The sequence below is a fragment of the Nitrospirota bacterium genome, assembly GCA_016194305.1.
Lineage (GTDB): Bacteria > Nitrospirota > Nitrospiria > JACQBW01 > JACQBW01 > JACQBW01.
Genome location: JACQBW010000018.1, coordinates 14,302 through 31,734, shown reverse-complemented (window position 1 = coordinate 31,734; position 17,433 = coordinate 14,302). Strand labels below are relative to the sequence as shown.

Annotated in this window: 16 protein-coding genes and 1 tRNA gene; all 17 read left to right on the top strand. The window is 46.9% G+C overall.

The genetic code is table 11. From position 1 onward, the window contains the following. On the top strand, positions 1 to 127 hold a 127-nt coding region (gene tuf / locus HY200_06770; GenBank protein MBI3594647.1), incomplete at its 5' end, for an elongation factor Tu. A 16-nt stretch (positions 128 to 143) separates the two neighbouring features. Next, on the top strand, positions 144 to 293 hold the full coding sequence (gene rpmG / locus HY200_06765; GenBank protein MBI3594646.1) for a 50S ribosomal protein L33: 150 nt from the start codon (positions 144 to 146) through the stop codon (positions 291 to 293). Positions 294 to 401: 108 nt separating this feature from the next. Next, positions 402 to 474, top strand: a tRNA-Trp gene (locus HY200_06760). Between the two features lie 59 nt (positions 475 to 533). After that, entirely contained in the window at positions 534 to 728 is a 195-nt protein-coding gene (secE, locus tag HY200_06755; protein ID MBI3594645.1) for a preprotein translocase subunit SecE, read from the top strand. Between the two features lie 82 nt (positions 729 to 810). After that, on the top strand, positions 811 to 1,341 hold the full coding sequence (nusG, locus tag HY200_06750) for a transcription termination/antitermination protein NusG (protein ID MBI3594644.1): 531 nt from the start codon (positions 811 to 813) through the stop codon (positions 1,339 to 1,341). Positions 1,342 to 1,363: 22 nt separating this feature from the next. Continuing rightward, positions 1,364 to 1,789, top strand: a complete 426-nt coding sequence (gene rplK / locus HY200_06745) for a 50S ribosomal protein L11 (GenBank protein MBI3594643.1) — start codon at positions 1,364 to 1,366, stop codon at positions 1,787 to 1,789. A gap of 154 nt (positions 1,790 to 1,943) precedes the next feature. Next, positions 1,944 to 2,636, top strand: coding sequence for a 50S ribosomal protein L1 (locus tag HY200_06740; protein ID MBI3594642.1), 693 nt, complete (start codon positions 1,944 to 1,946; stop codon positions 2,634 to 2,636). A 189-nt stretch (positions 2,637 to 2,825) separates the two neighbouring features. Beyond that, on the top strand, positions 2,826 to 3,353 hold the full coding sequence (locus HY200_06735) for a 50S ribosomal protein L10 (protein ID MBI3594641.1): 528 nt from the start codon (positions 2,826 to 2,828) through the stop codon (positions 3,351 to 3,353). A gap of 42 nt (positions 3,354 to 3,395) precedes the next feature. Next, complete coding sequence (gene rplL / locus HY200_06730) at positions 3,396 to 3,773, top strand: 50S ribosomal protein L7/L12 (GenBank protein ID MBI3594640.1); 378 nt, start codon at positions 3,396 to 3,398, stop codon at positions 3,771 to 3,773. Between the two features lie 189 nt (positions 3,774 to 3,962). Beyond that, positions 3,963 to 7,937, top strand: a complete 3,975-nt coding sequence (gene rpoB, locus HY200_06725) for a DNA-directed RNA polymerase subunit beta (GenBank protein MBI3594639.1) — start codon at positions 3,963 to 3,965, stop codon at positions 7,935 to 7,937. 35 nt (positions 7,938 to 7,972) lie between these two features. Next, a complete protein-coding gene (gene rpoC / locus HY200_06720; GenBank protein ID MBI3594638.1) occupies positions 7,973 to 12,106 on the top strand; it encodes a DNA-directed RNA polymerase subunit beta' in 4,134 nt (1,377 codons plus the stop codon). Between the two features lie 96 nt (positions 12,107 to 12,202). Continuing rightward, complete coding sequence (locus HY200_06715) at positions 12,203 to 12,574, top strand: 30S ribosomal protein S12 (GenBank protein ID MBI3594637.1); 372 nt, start codon at positions 12,203 to 12,205, stop codon at positions 12,572 to 12,574. Between the two features lie 21 nt (positions 12,575 to 12,595). After that, the gene (rpsG, locus tag HY200_06710) at positions 12,596 to 13,066 is read left to right on the top strand and encodes a 30S ribosomal protein S7 (GenBank protein MBI3594636.1); all 471 of its coding nucleotides are present in this window, start codon (positions 12,596 to 12,598) and stop codon (positions 13,064 to 13,066) included. Positions 13,067 to 13,072: 6 nt separating this feature from the next. After that, positions 13,073 to 15,160 (top strand): elongation factor G, encoded by a 2,088-nt coding sequence (fusA, locus tag HY200_06705; protein MBI3594635.1) that lies wholly within the window; start codon positions 13,073 to 13,075, stop codon positions 15,158 to 15,160. 55 nt (positions 15,161 to 15,215) lie between these two features. Next, on the top strand, positions 15,216 to 16,415 hold the full coding sequence (gene tuf, locus HY200_06700) for an elongation factor Tu (GenBank protein ID MBI3594634.1): 1,200 nt from the start codon (positions 15,216 to 15,218) through the stop codon (positions 16,413 to 16,415). A gap of 33 nt (positions 16,416 to 16,448) precedes the next feature. Continuing rightward, the gene (rpsJ, locus tag HY200_06695; protein MBI3594633.1) at positions 16,449 to 16,757 is read left to right on the top strand and encodes a 30S ribosomal protein S10; all 309 of its coding nucleotides are present in this window, start codon (positions 16,449 to 16,451) and stop codon (positions 16,755 to 16,757) included. Between the two features lie 16 nt (positions 16,758 to 16,773). Beyond that, positions 16,774 to 17,412, top strand: coding sequence for a 50S ribosomal protein L3 (rplC, locus tag HY200_06690; GenBank protein ID MBI3594632.1), 639 nt, complete (start codon positions 16,774 to 16,776; stop codon positions 17,410 to 17,412). The last annotated feature ends 21 nt before the right edge of the window (positions 17,413 to 17,433 follow it).

Below are 17,433 nucleotides of genomic sequence, written 5' to 3'. Positions count from 1 at the left end.
TGGAGACAATGTGAGCATTGCGGTGGAATTAATTATGCCGATTGCGATGGAGAAGGGATTGAAGTTTGCGATTCGGGAAGGTGGACGAACCGTAGGTGCCGGCGTCATAAGCGAAATCACCGCGTAATAAGGAAAAAAGTGAAATGAGAGAAATTATTACCTTAGCCTGTTTGGAATGCAAGCAAAAGAATTACACGACGAAGAAAAATAAAAGAAATACTCCTGATCGTCTTGAGTTAAAAAAATTCTGCAAGTTTTGCCGTAAACAGCAAGGACATAAAGAGGTCAAATAAGCAGAGCCGCTGGTTCTGCAGGTGTTATAGTTCAGCGAACAAAGTGAGCGAGAGGGGGAGGCTCCAACCGGCTCTGCCGGTGGAGGGGGCGACGTGAGCCCCTCTAATAGGCCAGTAGCTCAATTGGCAGAGCATCGGTCTCCAAAACCGGAGGTTGGGGGTTCGATTCCCTCCTGGCCTGTAATTAAAATTTCAATCGTATCAGGTTAGCCGAGGGATAAAGGAGCATAGGACCGGATCATGAAGAAATTTTTTCAGAAAATTTCGGAATTTTTTAAAGAGGTGCAGGGGGAGCTAAAAAAAATTTCTTATCCGACAAAAAATGAAACCATCGGCTCCACCACCGTGGTCATCATTTTTGTCCTGATTTTAGGTTTTTTTCTTGCCTCGGTAGACTCGCTATTGATGAAAGTTGTTCGATTGGTCATTCATTAGATGGATGTTAAAAATATTATTTTAAGTAACCGAAGCATTTGGCCAGGCCAGTGCGTAATCTTATTTCATATAGGAAAATTGAATGGGTAAAAATTGGTATGTCATCCATACTTATTCAGGATTTGAAGGGAAAGTTAAGGGAAACATCGAAGAGAAGATACAGACCTCCGGAATGGCAGACAAGTTCGGAAAAATCATGATTCCGACGGAAGAAGTCGTGGAGATTAAGGAAGGAAAAAAGAAAGTCTCAAATAAAAAGTTTTTCCCGGGATATGTCCTGATTGAAATGGAAATGGAAGATGAAACGTGGCAACTGGTCAAAAGCGTCCCGAAGGTCACTGGATTTATTGGGGGAAGTGATAAACCGGTTCCCCTGTCCCCAGAAGAGGTCCAAACTTTGCAAATCCAGATCGATACCGGGACTGCGCAACCCAGAAGCAAGGTCCAGTTTCAAAAAGGTGAAAATGTCCGTATTGTCGATGGGCCATTCCTTGGGTTTAATGGTTCGGTAGAAGAAGTTCATCTGGAGCAGAGTAAATTAAAAGTCTTTGTTTCCATTTTTGGTCGTCCCACACCTGTCGAATTGGGATTCCTGCAAGTTGAAAAAATTTAAATCATTAAGGAGCTAGTTAAAAATGGCAAAAGAAGCGATTGCATTTGTTAAATTACAGATTCCCGCCGGGAAAGCCAACCCGGCTCCCCCGGTCGGCCCGGCGTTGGGTCAGCATGGCGTAAATATCATGGAATTCTGCAAGAGTTTTAATGCCAAGACTCAGGCTCAGGGCGATACGATTATTCCGGTGGTCATCACGGTGTTTTCAGACCGCACTTTTACCTTTATCATGAAGACACCTCCGGCTTCGGATTTATTAAAGAAGGCCGCGGGAGTCATAAAGGGAGCTGCGGTTCCTAATAAAGACAAGGTGGGGAAAGTGACGGCCGCTCAAGTTGAAGAGATCGCGAAAACAAAGCTGCCGGATCTCAATGCGGTGGATCTTCCCGGTGCAGTTCAGATTATCAGGGGGACGGCGCGCAGTATGGGTATCCAAGTTATCGATTAACTAAGGCTTCTGAAAAAGCACTTCTACTTCGTTCTCGCTTCTCGGCTTCCTCAACGTACCAGCCACGTACGCCTCCGTCGCCGCGAAGCTGCGGCCTTGTATAAGGTGTTTTTTGAGAAGCCTATAAATGAGATGATTAAAAGGGAGTAAAAGAATGGGCAAGAAATTTACGGCTTCACAGGCAAAAGTCGGTGATAAGAATTATGAATTTAAAGATGCGGTCGGATTGGTTAAACAGATCGCATTTGCAAAATTTGATGAAAGTGTTGACCTTGCGATTCGATTAGGTGTGGATCCTAAACATTCTGATCAGATGGTTCGCGGATCCGTCGTTCTTCCCCATGGAACGGGGAAGAAAGTTAAAGTATTGGTATTTGCCAAAGGAGAAAAGCAGCAAGAAGCAACCGCCTCGGGAGCAGATTATGTTGGCGGTGAAGATCTGGCGGAAAAAATTTCGAAAGGATGGATTGATTTTGATTCCGTTGTAGCGACGCCCGATATGATGGGAACCGTCGGTAAACTGGGAAAAGTGTTGGGTCCTCGCGGCCTTATGCCCAATCCAAAAACCGGTACAGTCACATTTGATGTGGCGAGGGCCATCGCGGATATTCGTAAGGGCAAAGTGGAATACAAAGTTGAAAAAGCGGGGGTTCTTCATATTCCTATCGGGAAGAAGTCATTCAGCGAAGAGGCTCTTTTTGAGAATGGAATGGCCGTTTTAGAAGCCGTTATAAAGGCCAAGCCTGCAACGAGCAAAGGCACTTACCTGCAATCGATAACGCTTTCCGCTACGATGAGTCCGGGAGTGGCGGTCAATCCGGGCAGTGTGAACCGAGAAGTCAGTTGATTTGAAACTGCCCTTCGAACCTTGAGTTCATGGGCCAAAAATGTCTAAGACAGTAGGTCGATATTAAATCGTTAAGAATGGTTATACCATTGCCTGCCGAGACTGAAATAAAATGATCATTTCCCTAAATCATTTTTCTTTCTTGGAAGCGATTTAAAAAGATTTCAAGAAAGGAGGACAGAGTAAAACATGAATAAAACAGAAAAATCAGATGAAATTCGCGCGATTTCGGAACGATTTAACAAGGCAAGCGCAGTGATTTTATCCGAGTATGCCGGATTAAACGGAGAAACTCTGAGGCAGCTCCGGGTCAATGTCCGTAAAGCCGACGGCGAATTTAAGGTCATGAAAAACCGGCTTGTTCAAAAGGCCATTGAAAATACCGAATATAAGCCGATACTGGAGTATTTTGAAGGTCCTATTGGAGTGGTTTTTGGATACCATGATCCGATTGGATCCATTAAAGCAGCCAAGGAGTTTTCTGAGAAACAGAAAGCTTTCAAGCTCAAAGGCGGCATGATGGAAGGAAGACTCCTTGATGTGAAAGGGATTCAGCAAGTTGCGAGTCTGCCAGGCCGTTCTGTCATGATTGGACAGCTGCTTTCCAGAATGCAGTCCCCTCTCTATGGCTTTGTGGGAACGTTAAATGGTGTGATTAATAAATTCGTTTATGCCCTCAGTGCGGTTAAAGAGAAGAAAGAGGCCGCGGGAGTCTAAAATTATTTTATCAATAATCGATTGAAATAAAGGAGAATGAAGATGACCAATGAAGAAATAATTTCTGCCGTAGAAAAGATGCCGGTACTGCAATTGGCAGAACTCATCAAAATGCTGGAAGAGAAATTCGGAGTTAGTGCTGCGGCTCCCGTAGCGGTGGCTCATGTGGGAGGCGCCGGAGCGGGCGCTGCCGCGGCTGTAGAAGAAAAGACCGCGTTTGACGTTATTTTGGCCAGTGCAGGGGACAAAAAAATCCAGGTCATCAAGGTCGTTCGGGAATTGACCAATTTGGGATTGAAAGAAGCCAAAGACCTGGTGGAGGCGGCACCTAAAGCCGTCAAGACCGGTGTGGCAAAAGAAGAAGCAGAGACGATGAAGAAGAAACTGGAAGAATCAGGCGCAAAGGTCGAGATAAAATAAATACCCAGCGAGCGTAAGCGAGCAAGAGGGGAAAGCTTCATCCGGCTCTGCCGGTGAAGGGGGCGACACAAGCCCCTAGTATACAAAAACTTTTAATTCTCTGATCCATGTCTTGAAATTAGCAGCAGGGGCGTAAAAAATACGCCCCGCTCTCTTTTTTCAGGAAGATCGGGGACAAGAGGAAATTGAATGTCAAATCATACCGACACCTTAAGGACTCGAAAAGATTTTGCAAAGATTGGGACCAAGATTGAAATTCCGAACCTGATTGAAATCCAGAAACGTTCTTATGACCATTTTCTCCAATTGGCCGTTTCCCCGGAACAGCGCGAAGACTTTGGTCTTCAGTCGGCTTTTACGTCTGTCTTTCCCATTACAGACTACAATGATACTGCAATGATTGAATTCCTTGATTACTCGATTGGCACTCCCAAATATGATGTCCTGGAATGCCTGGAAAGAGGGATGACCTTTGCTGCTCCGCTGAAGATCCGTGTTCGGCTGATGGTCTGGGACAAGGATGAAAAAACAAATGCCAAGAAGGTGAAAGATGTTCGCGAGCAGGAAGTTTACATTGGCGAACTTCCGCTCATGACCGAAAACGGAACTTTTATTGTCAATGGAACAGAGCGGGTTGTCGTAAGCCAGCTTCAAAGGTCTCCGGGTGTCTCTTTTACCCATGACAAGGGCAAAACTCACGCAAGTGGCAAAGTCCTTTATTCAGCAAGAATTATCCCTTATCGAGGATCCTGGCTTGATTTCGAGTTTGATGCGAAAGATATCCTCTATGTCCGTATCGATCGACGGCGAAAGCTTGCGGCAACAATTTTGTTAAAGGCTTTTGGATATACGGTCGAAGATCTTTTAAAAAATTATTATCCGATCGAAGAAATCGTCCTGAAAGACGGGAAGTTCTTCAGAATACTCGATCCGGAGATTCATTCGGGCATGCTCAAGGCGCCTCACAGTCTGATCGATAAGAAAACGAAAGAAGTGATCGCCAAAGAAGGGACAAAGCTCAATAGGCTTCATATAAAAAAATTAAAGGCTGCTGGATTTAAGGAGATTGCGCTTCCCGATGAAGAGCTTCTGGGCCGGGTCACTCTCAATGATTTAATTGATACCCGGACTGGTGAAATTATTCTTGACCGCAATCAGGAAATCACCCAGCCGGTTGTTGAAAAAATTCTGGCTGGCGGTATCGGGCAATTTCAACTTCTCTTTATTGACAATATTCAGGTCCTTCCTGTAATTCGAGATACACTCGGCATCGAAAAGGTCGCCTCTCAGCAGGAAGCGATGGTGGAAATTTACAAACGAATTCGTCCGGGCGAAACCCCAAGCATTGATGCCGCAAAATTGTTGTTTGATAACCTCTTTTTTAACACGAAACGATATGATTTATCTCCGGTAGGACGGCTTAAAATCAACAAGAAATTGTCCCTCGAACTTCCGCTTGACCTGAGAACCCTGACCAAGGAGGATGTGGTTGAAGTGGTTCGATATCTGATCAATTTGAAAAGCGGCAAAGGGGAGATCGACGACATTGACAATCTCGGAAACAGAAGAGTTCGATCCGTGGGGGAAATGCTGGAAAACCAGTTCAGAGTCGGTCTGGTGCGGATGGAAAGGACGATCAAGGAGAGAATGAACCTGCTTGATCTTGAAACGGTTCTTCCCCATGACGTCATCAACTCCAAACCGGTAATTGCGGTCATAAAAGAATTCTTTGGGTCCAGCCAGCTTTCACAGTTCATGGATCAAACCAATCCCCTGGCCGAAATTACCCACAAGAGAAGGTTATCGGCCTTAGGTCCTGGTGGATTGACCCGTGAGAGGGCCGGATTTGAAGTGCGCGACGTTCATCCGAGTCACTATGGCCGGATTTGTCCTATTGAAACGCCAGAAGGACCAAATATCGGACTGATTACTTCAATGGCCACCTACGCGAGAGTGAATGAATTCGGTTTTATTGAGTCTCCTTACCGAATGGTTGAAAACGAAAAGGTCAGCGACGAAGTCGTTTATATTTCCGCGATCGACGAGGACAAATATATTATTGCGCAGGCAAACACCAAAATAGATGTGAAAGGGAAAATTACGGCTGATATGGTTTCTGCCAGACATGGGGGCGATTTTGTGATGGTGACCCCCGAGAAGATCAATTACATGGATGTTTCTCCCAAACAGATCGTCTCGGTTGCAACGGCCCTGATCCCGTTTCTCGAAAATGACGACGCAAACCGGGCCCTGATGGGATCAAACATGCAACGACAGGCCGTTCCCCTGCTTCAAACGGAAGCTCCGTTTGTCGGGACCGGAATGGAAGCAATCGTCGCAAAAGACTCGGGATACGTTGTTCTTGCACGACGTTCCGGAGTGATTGAAAGCGTCGACGCAACCCGAATAGTCGTCCGTGCGGAACTGACTCGAAAAGAGAAAGAACTTTCCCAGAAGGAACCGGATGTTGCACTTGACGTTTATAATCTCATTAAATTCCAGCGTTCGAACCAGAATACCTGTATCACTCAGAAACCGATTGTTCAGGTGGGTCGAAAAGTCAAGAAGGGAGACGTTCTTGCGGATGGCCCATCAATTGAAAAAGGAGAGCTCGCCCTCGGTAAAAATATCCTGGTCGCATTCATGCCCTGGGGAGGATACAACTTTGAAGACGCTATTCTGGTGAGTGAAAACTGTGTCAAGGAAGACCGTTTCACCTCCATTCACATTGAAGAGTTCGAAATCGAGTCTCGAGATACGAAACTCGGGAAAGAAGACATTACCCGCGATATTCCAAATGTCAGCGAAGAAGCATTGAAGAATCTGGATGAGTCAGGAATTATCCGGATTGGCGCAGAAGTCAAACCCGGGGATATTCTCGTTGGTAAGGTAACTCCGAAGGGGGAGACCCAGTTGACACCGGAAGAAAAATTACTGAGGGCAATCTTCGGCGAAAAGGCCGGAGATGTGAAAGATGCTTCGTTATATGTTCCTCCGGGGATCGAAGGTATTGTGGTCGACGTCAAAATATTTTCCAGGCGAGGAATCGATAAGGATGAACGAGCCAAGAGCATTGAAACTGACGACATTCATCGTATTCAGAGAGACCATCAGGATGAGCTTCGGCTACTCGAAGAGGAAAAGAGCAAGAAGATCAGGAAAATACTCCTTGATCAAACCGTTTCAAGTGAAATTATGGATCGTGAAACGGGAGAAACGCTGCTTCAAAAGAAAAAAAAGATTACCGAAGATATTCTCAACAAGATTTCTGACAGTGATTTAAAGGACATTTCGCTTGTTGAGAACGACGAGGCTGAAAAGATCACCGAGATCGAACGCTACACGAAAGACCAGATGGAAATGCTACAAACGATTTATGACGAAAAGGTGGGTCGTCTGAAAAAAGGTGATGAGCTTCCTCCTGGCGTGATTAAACTGGTCAAAGTCTATATCGCAATGAAGAGAAAATTGCAGGTGGGTGACAAAATGGCCGGACGTCACGGCAATAAGGGTGTGGTCTCCAGGATACTGCCGGCGGAGGACATGCCCTATCTGCCAGACGGTACACCTGTGGATATTGTTTTGAATCCACTGGGCGTTCCTTCCCGTATGAACGTAGGCCAGATTTTGGAAACCCATCTTGGCTGGGCCGCGAAAACACTTGGAATTCATGTTTCCAGCCCCGTTTTTGACGGAGCCATGGAAAAGGAAATCAAAGACCTCCTGGTGACCGCCGGTCTCCCGTCGTCAGGACAGATTATGCTATGCGACGGGAAAACGGGCGAACCCTTTAAGAGGCCTGTGACCGTCGGAGTCATGTATATGTTGAAACTCCACCATCTGGTGGATGACAAGATTCATGCGAGATCCATTGGTCCCTATTCGTTGGTGACTCAGCAGCCCCTGGGAGGCAAGGCGCAATTCGGCGGTCAGCGCTTGGGAGAAATGGAAGTCTGGGCACTTCAGGCTTACGGTGCGGCATCCATTCTGCAGGAATTCTTAACGGTAAAATCCGATGATGTTCCAGGAAGATCAAGAATTTACGAGGCCATTGTGAAAGGAGAACCTTTCCTTGAGCCGGGCCTTCCGGAGTCATTCAACGTGTTGATTAAAGAGTTGCAAAGCCTTGGATTGGACGTCGAACTGGTCAAGGGAAGAGAATAAGTTCAATTAAATTTTAACCCGATAAGGAGTTAATCTTGGAAAGCATGTACAGCTTATTTGAAAAGCCTAAAGATCCCGTTTCTTTCGATGCAATTCGTATTCGCGTTGCGTCCCCGGAAAAGATCAGGTCCTGGTCTTATGGAGAGGTCAAAAAGCCCGAAACGATCAATTACCGTTCTTTTAAGCCAGAGCGGGACGGATTATTTTGCGCCAAGATTTTCGGACCTACTAAAGACTGGGAATGTAACTGCGGCAAATACAAAAGGATGAAACATCGCGGAATTGTGTGTGACAAATGCGGTGTCGAAGTCATTCAGGCCAAAGTGCGGCGCGAGAGGATGGGGCATATCGAACTGGCGTCTCCTGTAGCACATATCTGGTTCTTAAAAGGGGTTCCAAGCCGAATCGGTACACTTCTGGATATGACGCTCAAGCAGCTGGAGAGAATCCTTTATTTTGAGCAGTATGTAGTTCTTGATCCGGGAGATACCCCATTAAAGGAAAGAGAACTGCTCTCAGAGGAGAAATTCCGAGCCCTTTATGAGGAATACAGTGGAAAATTCAGGGCGGACATGGGAGCGGAAGCCATCCGGGAACTCTTGGAGAGAATTCAGCTTGAAGAACTCTGGACCGATCTCCAGATAAAAATAAAAGATGCAAGTTCTGCCGCCATTAAGAAGAAACTGACTAAGAGATTAAAAGTAGTTGAAGCATTTCGTAAATCGGGGAATCAACCTGCCTGGATGATCATGGATGTTATTCCCGTACTTCCTCCGGAACTCAGACCGCTGGTGCCTTTGGATGGAGGTAGGTTTGCGACTTCGGACCTGAATGATCTTTACCGCAGGGTCATTAACCGCAATAACCGATTAAAGAGACTGATCGAGTTGAAGGCCCCGATGGTGATCATTCGGAACGAGAAGAGGATGCTGCAGGAATCTGTGGACGCATTATTCGATAACGGCCGAAGAGGCCGATCGATTCGAGGACCCAACAAGCGGCCTTTAAAGTGTCTCTCCGACATGCTCAAAGGGAAACAGGGTCGATTCCGGCAAAATCTCCTGGGAAAGCGAGTCGACTATTCAGGCCGGTCAGTAATCGTCGTCGGTCCTGAACTAAAGCTTCATCAGTGCGGATTGCCTAAAAAAATGGCCCTCGAACTTTTCAAGCCCTTTATCTTCCATAAGCTGGAACAGGAAGGGTATGTCACGACAATCAAGAGTGCCAAAAAACTGGTTGAAAAAGAACGGCCTGAAGTCTGGGATGTTCTGGACGAGGTCATACAAGAACATCCGGTACTTCTCAATCGTGCTCCGACGCTTCATCGCCTTGGTATCCAGGCTTTTGATCCGGTTTTAGTTGAAGGAAAGGCAATCCGGCTTCATCCGCTAGTCTGCGCCGCATTCAATGCCGATTTTGACGGCGATCAAATGGCCGTACATATTCCGCTTTCCGTCGAGGCTCAGATCGAAGCGCGGGTTCTGATGATGTCAATCAATAACATCCTTTCTCCTGCAAGCGGAAAGCCGATCATGGTTCCGTCCCAGGATATGGTTTTAGGATGCTACTGGCTGACCAAGGAACGGGCCGGCTCTAAAGGCGAGGGAAAGAAATTTTCCGATATTCGGGAACTGAGAATTGCCTATGATGCCGGAGAAGTGGAAGAACATGCGAAAGTAAAATTGAGAATGGACGGCGAACTGGTCGACACCACGGTGGGGAGAGGGATTTTTTGGGAAATCATTCCAAAGAAAGTTCCCTTTGTTCATGTGAATCAGGTTTTAAATAAGAAAGAGATCATGAAGTTAATCGATGTCTGCTATCGCGAAGCGGGCAACCGGGAGACCGTGATTCTTCTGGATAAGATCAAAGACCTTGGTTATAGCTATGCGACCCGTGCTGGACTATCCATTTGCATTGATGATATGCATATTCCAACGCGTAAAGAGGAATTCATCAAAAGGGCGAGAACCGAAGTTCTTGAAATTGAAAAACAGTACTCTGAGGGTTTGATTACCAATGGTGAAAGATACAACAAAGTGGTGGATATCTGGGCCCATGTTACGGAACAGATCGCGACCGAAATGATGAAAGAGCTCGGTAACGAAGAAGAAGCTGTTAAAACGGGCCGAAAAGATAAGAAAATAAAGGATTTCAATTCTATTTTCATGATGGCGGATTCCGGTGCAAGAGGAAGCACCCAGCAGATTCGTCAGCTGGGAGGAATGAGAGGCCTGATGGCGAAACCTTCCGGAGAAATTATTGAGTCTCCGATCACGGCAAATTTCAGGGAAGGGTTAACGGTCCTTCAGTATTTTATTTCGACTCACGGAGCACGAAAGGGTCTTGCCGACACCGCGCTCAAAACGGCCAATTCCGGGTATCTGACGCGACGTCTGGTCGATATTTCTCAGGATGTCATCATCAATGAAGTCGACTGTCATTCGATGGATGGAATCTATGTTTCCTCACTGGTGGAGGGGGGCGAAATTATCGAACCTCTTGAAGAACGACTTCTTGGGCGTCTTGCGGCCGAGGAGATCAGAGACCCTTTGACCAGTGAAGTGATCTGTAATGCCGATGACGATCTGGATGAAGCAAAAGTGAAATTGATTGTCGATTCGGGTGTGGACCGGGTCAAGATCCGGTCTGTGTTGACTTGTCAGGCGAGAAGAGGAGTCTGTGCAAAATGTTACGGGCGCGATCTCGCCAGGGGAAAATTGGTTGACAAGGGAGAGGCGGTTGGCGTTATTGCTGCTCAATCGATCGGAGAACCGGGCACCCAGTTGACCATGAGAACGTTTCATATCGGAGGGACCGCCAGCAAAGTCATTGAGCAGACTGTCCTTGAGTCAAAAAATAAGGGGAAAATAAAGTATCTGAATTTGAATACTGTGAAAAACAAAGATGGCGATATGATTGTGATGAACCGTAACGGCAAAATTGCGGTTTTCGACGAATCAGGCCGTGAAAAAGAAAAGTATTCTGTGGTTTACGGTGCCAAAATCAAGGTCAAAGACGGAGGCAAAGTCGATCCTTCGCAAAAACTGGTGGAATGGGATCCCTACTCTCTTTCTATACTGACCGAAGTCGGCGGAAAAATCGCATTTGGAGATATCGTCGAAGGGGTCACCATGCGGGAGGAGGTCGATGAGGTGACCGGACTTTCTCGACGGGTCATTATCGATTATCCGGGCTCGAATCTTCGTCCCCGCATCTCGATTAAGGATGATCATGGGAAAACCGCCAAGATTTCAGGGACGTCGGTAGCACGGTATCTGCTTCCGGCGGGTGCTCACATTCTGGTTGAAAAAGGTGACACGGTATTCCCCGGAGATGTCCTGGCCAAGATTCCTCGTGAAACAACCAAAACAAAGGATATTACAGGTGGTCTCCCGAGAGTTGCTGAGCTCTTTGAAGCGAGAAAACCGAAAGAACAGGCTGTGATCAGTGAAATTGATGGAACGGTGGAATACGGCGGCTTTGTCAAAGGGATGAGGAAGATCATGGTTAAGAACGAAATGGGAGATATTCGGGAATACTTTATCCCGAAAGGGAAACATGTGAACGTTCATGAAGGAGATTGGGTGCAAGCCGGAGAACCCTTGATGGACGGATCTGCCAATCCTCATGACATTCTCGATATTCTCGGTCCGAAAGAGCTCCAGAAATATCTCGTGGACGAGGTGCAGGAAGTCTATCGTTTGCAGGGAGTTTCGATTAACGACAAGCATATCGAAATCATCGTTCGCCAGATGCTGAGAAAGGTGAAGATAGAAGATCCCGGCGATACCGATTTTCTCATGGGAGGTCAGGTCGACAAGATTCTTTTTGCAATCGAAAATGAAAAGGTCATGTCCCAGGGCAAGCGTCCGGCCATTGGAAAGCCAATACTGCTCGGAATTACCAAAGCTTCATTGAGCACCGAAAGCTTTATTTCAGCGGCGTCATTCCAGGAAACGACTCGCGTGCTAACGGAAGCCGCAATCAGCGGGAAAACAGATGACCTGCTGGGATTGAAAGAGAATGTCATTGTCGGGAGACTCATTCCCGCTGGAACCGGATTTTCGGAATATCAGGACACTTATGTTCCGCCTGCGGAAAGAGAAGAGGTGGAACCGGTCACTTCTCGTGAGGAGATGGAGGAGAAAGAGCCCGCGAGTTCCTGAAAAACCTAAAGATTTCAGACAAAACGCTTGACATTCGTTAGGGTTCTGATATAATCCACAAGTTTTTCTAAAATAGCAAACGAAAAGGATGAAAGAGTGCCTACAATCAATCAATTAATCCGAATTGGCCGGAAACAGGCCAAAGGAAAAACCAAAAGTCCGGCGTTAAAAGAATGTCCTCAGAGAAGGGGAGTTTGCGTCAGGGTTTACACGACCACGCCGAAAAAGCCAAACTCTGCGTTAAGAAAAGTGGCGAGGGTTCGTTTAACCAACGGAATGGAAGTCACCTCCTATATTCCAGGAGTCGGCCACAATCTCCAGGAACATTCCATTGTGCTTGTGAGAGGCGGCAAAGTGAAAGATCTTCCTGGGGTTAGATATCATATTGTCCGGGGTTCGCTGGATACGGTGGGTGTCGCAAACCGGAAGCAAGGACGGTCCAAGTATGGAGCGAAGCGTCCGAAATAGATTTTCAAGAGGAATATTTTAATGCCTAGAAGAAAAGTCATCGTTAAAAGAGAAATATTGCCGGATCCGATTTTTAATGACCGGCTCGTAGCCAAATTTGTCAATTCCGTCATGAAAAAAGGGAAAAAAAGTACTGCGGAATCGATCTGTTACGATTCTTTTGAAGTCATAAAAACCAAAACGGGAAATGACCCATTAAAAGTATTTAAAACGGCCATTGACAATATCAAACCTGTTGTAGAGGTCAAATCGAGAAGAGTGGGTGGTGCCTCCTACCAGGTTCCAGTTGATGTCCGCCCTTCCCGAAGGATTTCCCTGGCCCTTCGCTGGCTTCTTTCCTATGCCAAACAGCGGGCGGGAAAATCGTTCGAAGAGAAACTTGCCGCTGAAATTCTGGATGCTTCCAATAATACGGGAGGCGCCATCAAGAAGAAGGAAGATACGCATAAAATGGCAGAAGCCAACAAGGCATTTGCCCATTTTAGGTGGTAAGAGGAAATGTCCAGACAATACCCTATAGATAAAACCAGAAATATTGGCATTATGGCCCACATCGATGCCGGCAAAACGACCACGACCGAAAGAATTCTTTATTATACCGGAATTACTCATAAAATCGGGGAAGTCCATGAAGGAACAGCGACCATGGACTGGATGGAGCAGGAAAGGGAAAGGGGCATTACGATTACTGCTGCCGCAACCACCTCATTTTGGAAAAATCACCGGATTAATATCATTGATACGCCGGGACATGTCGATTTTACGATAGAAGTAGAACGTTCCCTCCGTGTTCTGGATGGTGCTGTCGCCGTTTTTGATTCTGTTCAGGGGGTGGAGCCTCAGTCGGAAACCGTCTGGCGGCAGGCGGATAAATATCGGGTTCCGAGAATTGCCTTTATGAACAAGATGGACCGTGTTGGAGCCGATTTCTATGAGAGCGTTAAGACAATGGTTGACCGTCTTTCGGCTAATCCGGTTCCGATCCAGCTTCCGATCGGCAAGGAAGATTACTTCAGGGGTTCCGTTGACCTGGTTGAAATGAAGGGCATCTTCTTTGATGACGAAACGCTCGGCGCCAAATATGTGGTTGCTGACATTCCTGCCGAAATGCTCCAACAGGCCAAGGAATATCGTGCGAAAATGATTGAAGCCATTGCCGATCAAGATGACGTCGTGATGGAAAAATATTTGAACGGTGAGGAGATCTCCGTTGATGAAATCAAGAGAGCCCTTCGTAAAGGAACCATTGCGATGGCGTTCAATCCGGTTCTCTGCGGGGCCGCCTTCAAGAATAAGGGCGTTCAGCTCTTGCTAGACGCCGTGGTTGAGTATCTCCCTTCTCCTTTGGACGTTCCGCCGATTAAAGGTATTCATCCGCAGACCAAAGAGGAAATAGTCGTCAGGGCGTCAGATGATGAAAAATTTTCGGCTCTTGCATTTAAAATTATGACCGATCCTTTTGTGGGACAATTGACCTTCTTTAGAGTCTATTCGGGGGTCTTAAAGGCAGGCTCCTATTTATACAATTCGACCAAAGATACCAAAGAGCGCGTCGGGCGGATATTGAAAATGCATGCCAACAAGAGGGAAGAGATTAAAGAGGTTTATGCGGGAGAAATTGCCGCAGCAGTGGGATTAAAGAGTTCGAGGACCGGAGATACCCTCTGCGAAGAAGATCGTCCAATTCTGCTTGAAGTCATGAGTTTTCCGGAACCGGTTATTTCGCTGGCCATTGAGCCCAAAACCAAAGCCGACCAGGAAAAAATGGGGATGGCATTGCAGAAATTAGGACAAGAAGACCCTTCTCTCCGCATTACCAGTGACGAAGAAACCGGCCAGACGATTATTTCTGGCATGGGCGAGCTTCACCTTGAAATTATTGTGGATCGGATGAAACGAGAATTTAAGGTTGAGGCGAATGTCGGAAAGCCCCAGGTTGCATTCCGTGAGACCATTCGTTCAAAAGTCCAGACTGAAGGAAAATATATACGCCAAACAGGCGGACGCGGACAGTACGGACATGTCTGGCTTGAGATCGAACCTCTCGAACCTGGAAAAGGATTTGAGTTTGTAAATAAGGTCGTCGGGGGTGCGGTTCCCAAGGAATACATTGCACCGGTTGAAAAGGGCGTTTTCGAAGCGCTTCAAAACGGTGTGTTGGCAGGCTATCCCATGGTGGATATCAAAGTGACTATTTTTGATGGTTCATACCATGATGTGGATTCTTCCGAAATGGCATTTAAGATTGCCGGTTCCATGGCCGTCAAAGCGGGTGCAAAAAAGGCGAATCCGGCGCTACTTGAGCCGATCATGACCTTGGAAGTGATCTGTCCGGAAGAACATATGGGCGATGTGATGGGAGATTTGAATTCAAGAAGAGGAAAAATTCAGGGAATGAGAGCAAGATCCGGAGCGCAAGTCATCGATTCGATCGTTCCCCTTTCTGAAATGTTTGGATACGCAACCGATCTCCGGTCGATGACACAAGGTAGAGCGGTGTTTACCATGCAATTTTCCCATTACGATGTGGTTCCCAAGAATATTTCTGATGAAATTATCGCCAAATTTGAAGGGTCGGACGAATAGCGGGTTTGACACAATAATTAATAGGGCTTAAAGAAAGAAGAAGGGAATTAGAGTCATGGCGAAGGCGAAGTTTGAGCGGACGAAGCCGCACATTAACATTGGGACGATTGGGCATGTGGATCATGGGAAGACGACGTTGACTGCGGCGATTACGAAGGTCTTGGCCTCGAGGAAGTGGGCGGAGTTTTTGGCGTATGATCAGATAGACAAGGCGCCGGAGGAACGTGAGCGTGGGATTACGATTGCGATTGCGCATGTGGAGTACCAGACGGCGAACCGGCATTATGCGCATGTGGACTGTCCTGGTCATGCGGATTATGTGAAGAACATGATTACGGGTGCGGCGCAGATGGACGGGGCGATATTGGTGGTGAGTGCGGCGGATGGGCCGATGCCTCAGACGAGAGAGCATATTTTGTTAGCGCGTCAGGTTGGGGTGCCGTACATTGTGGTTTTTATGAACAAGGCGGATATGGTGGACGATAAGGAGTTATTGGACCTTGTGGAGCTTGAGGTTCGGGAATTATTGAGTAAATACAATTTTCCTGGGGATGACATACCGATTGTGAAGGGTTCTGCGTTAAAGGCACTGGAATGCGGTTGCGGGAAAGACGACTGTCCGAAATGCGGGGTGATTTTTGAGTTAATGAAGGCGGTGGACAGTTACATTCCGACACCGACGAGGGAATTGGACAAGCCGTTTTTGATGCCTGTTGAGGATGTGTTTAGTATATCGGGACGTGGGACGGTGGTGACGGGGAGAGTGGAGCGTGGGATTGTGAAGGTTGGGGAGGAGATTGAGATTGTAGGGATACGACCGACCCAGAAGACGGTGGTAACGGGTGTGGAGATGTTTCGGAAGATATTGGACCAGGGGCAGGCTGGGGATAATGTGGGGGTTTTGCTGCGCGGGACGAAGAAGGAAGATGTGGAGCGCGGGATGGTGTTATCGAAGCCTGGGAGTATTACGCCGCATACGAAGTTCAAGGCGGAGGCGTATATTTTGACGAAGGATGAAGGAGGGCGTCACACGCCGTTTTTCAAGGGATACCGGCCGCAGTTTTATTTTAGGACGACGGACGTGACCGGGGTGGTGGAGCTGGCCAGCGGTGTGGAGATGGTGATGCCTGGAGACAATGTGAGCATTGCGGTGGAATTAATTATGCCGATTGCGATGGAGAAGGGATTGAAGTTTGCGATTCGGGAAGGTGGACGAACCGTAGGTGCCGGCGTCATAAGCGAAATCACCGCGTAAATAAAAAGGTTTGGGTCCATAATTGGGGGGCAAGTGGTAAAACAGAAAATTAGAATTAGATTGAAAGCATACGATTACAGAATTCTGGATCAGTCTCTTGTAGATATCGTCGACACGGCGAAACGAACGGGAGCCAAGATTTCGGGACCGATCCCCCTGCCGACAAGAATCAATAAATATACTGTCTTGCGTTCACCCCATGTTGATAAGAAGTCGCGTGAACAATTTGAAATTCGAACCCACAAAAGGCTTTTGGATATTTTAAATCCGACCCAGGACACTGTTGATGCACTGATGAAGTTAAATCTCTCTGCCGGTGTCGATGTGGAAATTAAATTATAAGGAAACGGACGGATTCATGATTAACGGTATGCTGGGAAAAAAGCTGGGAATGACTCAAATCTATGATCAGGGCAAGCTGGTGCCGGTGACGATTATAGAGCTCGGACCCTGTAAGGTGGTTCAACTCAAAAATATGGAAAAAGAGGGTTATCGTGCCGCCCAAATCGCATTTGTCGAAAAAAAGAAAAAGAATGTGACCAAACCCCTGACCGGTCACTTTAAATCCGCCCAGAGTGAGCCCTACCAGTATCTGAGAGAATTTAAAGGGGATGTCTCGGATATGACCCTGGGCCAGGTATTACACGCCGATCTTTTCGCAAAAGGTGAAAAAATTGATGTGCAGGGAATGTCCATTGGAAAAGGATTCCAGGGTGTGATGAAAAGACACCATTTTAAAGGCGGTCCCGCGACCCACGGATCCATGTTTCACCGTGCGCCGGGTTCAATTGGTGCAAGCTCATTTCCTTCGCGTGTCTGGAAAAATCAGCGCATGGGAGGTCATATGGGAAACAGAAGAGTTACGATCCAATCCCTGCTCGTCGTCGAAGTTCGAAAAGAAGAGAATATCTTGTTTGTCAAAGGGGCTGTACCGGGATCCAAAGGCAGCCTGGTCATGGTGAAAAAGGCGATAAAGAAAACAGGGAAGGTAGCTTAAGGTGGAACTTTCAGTCGTAAA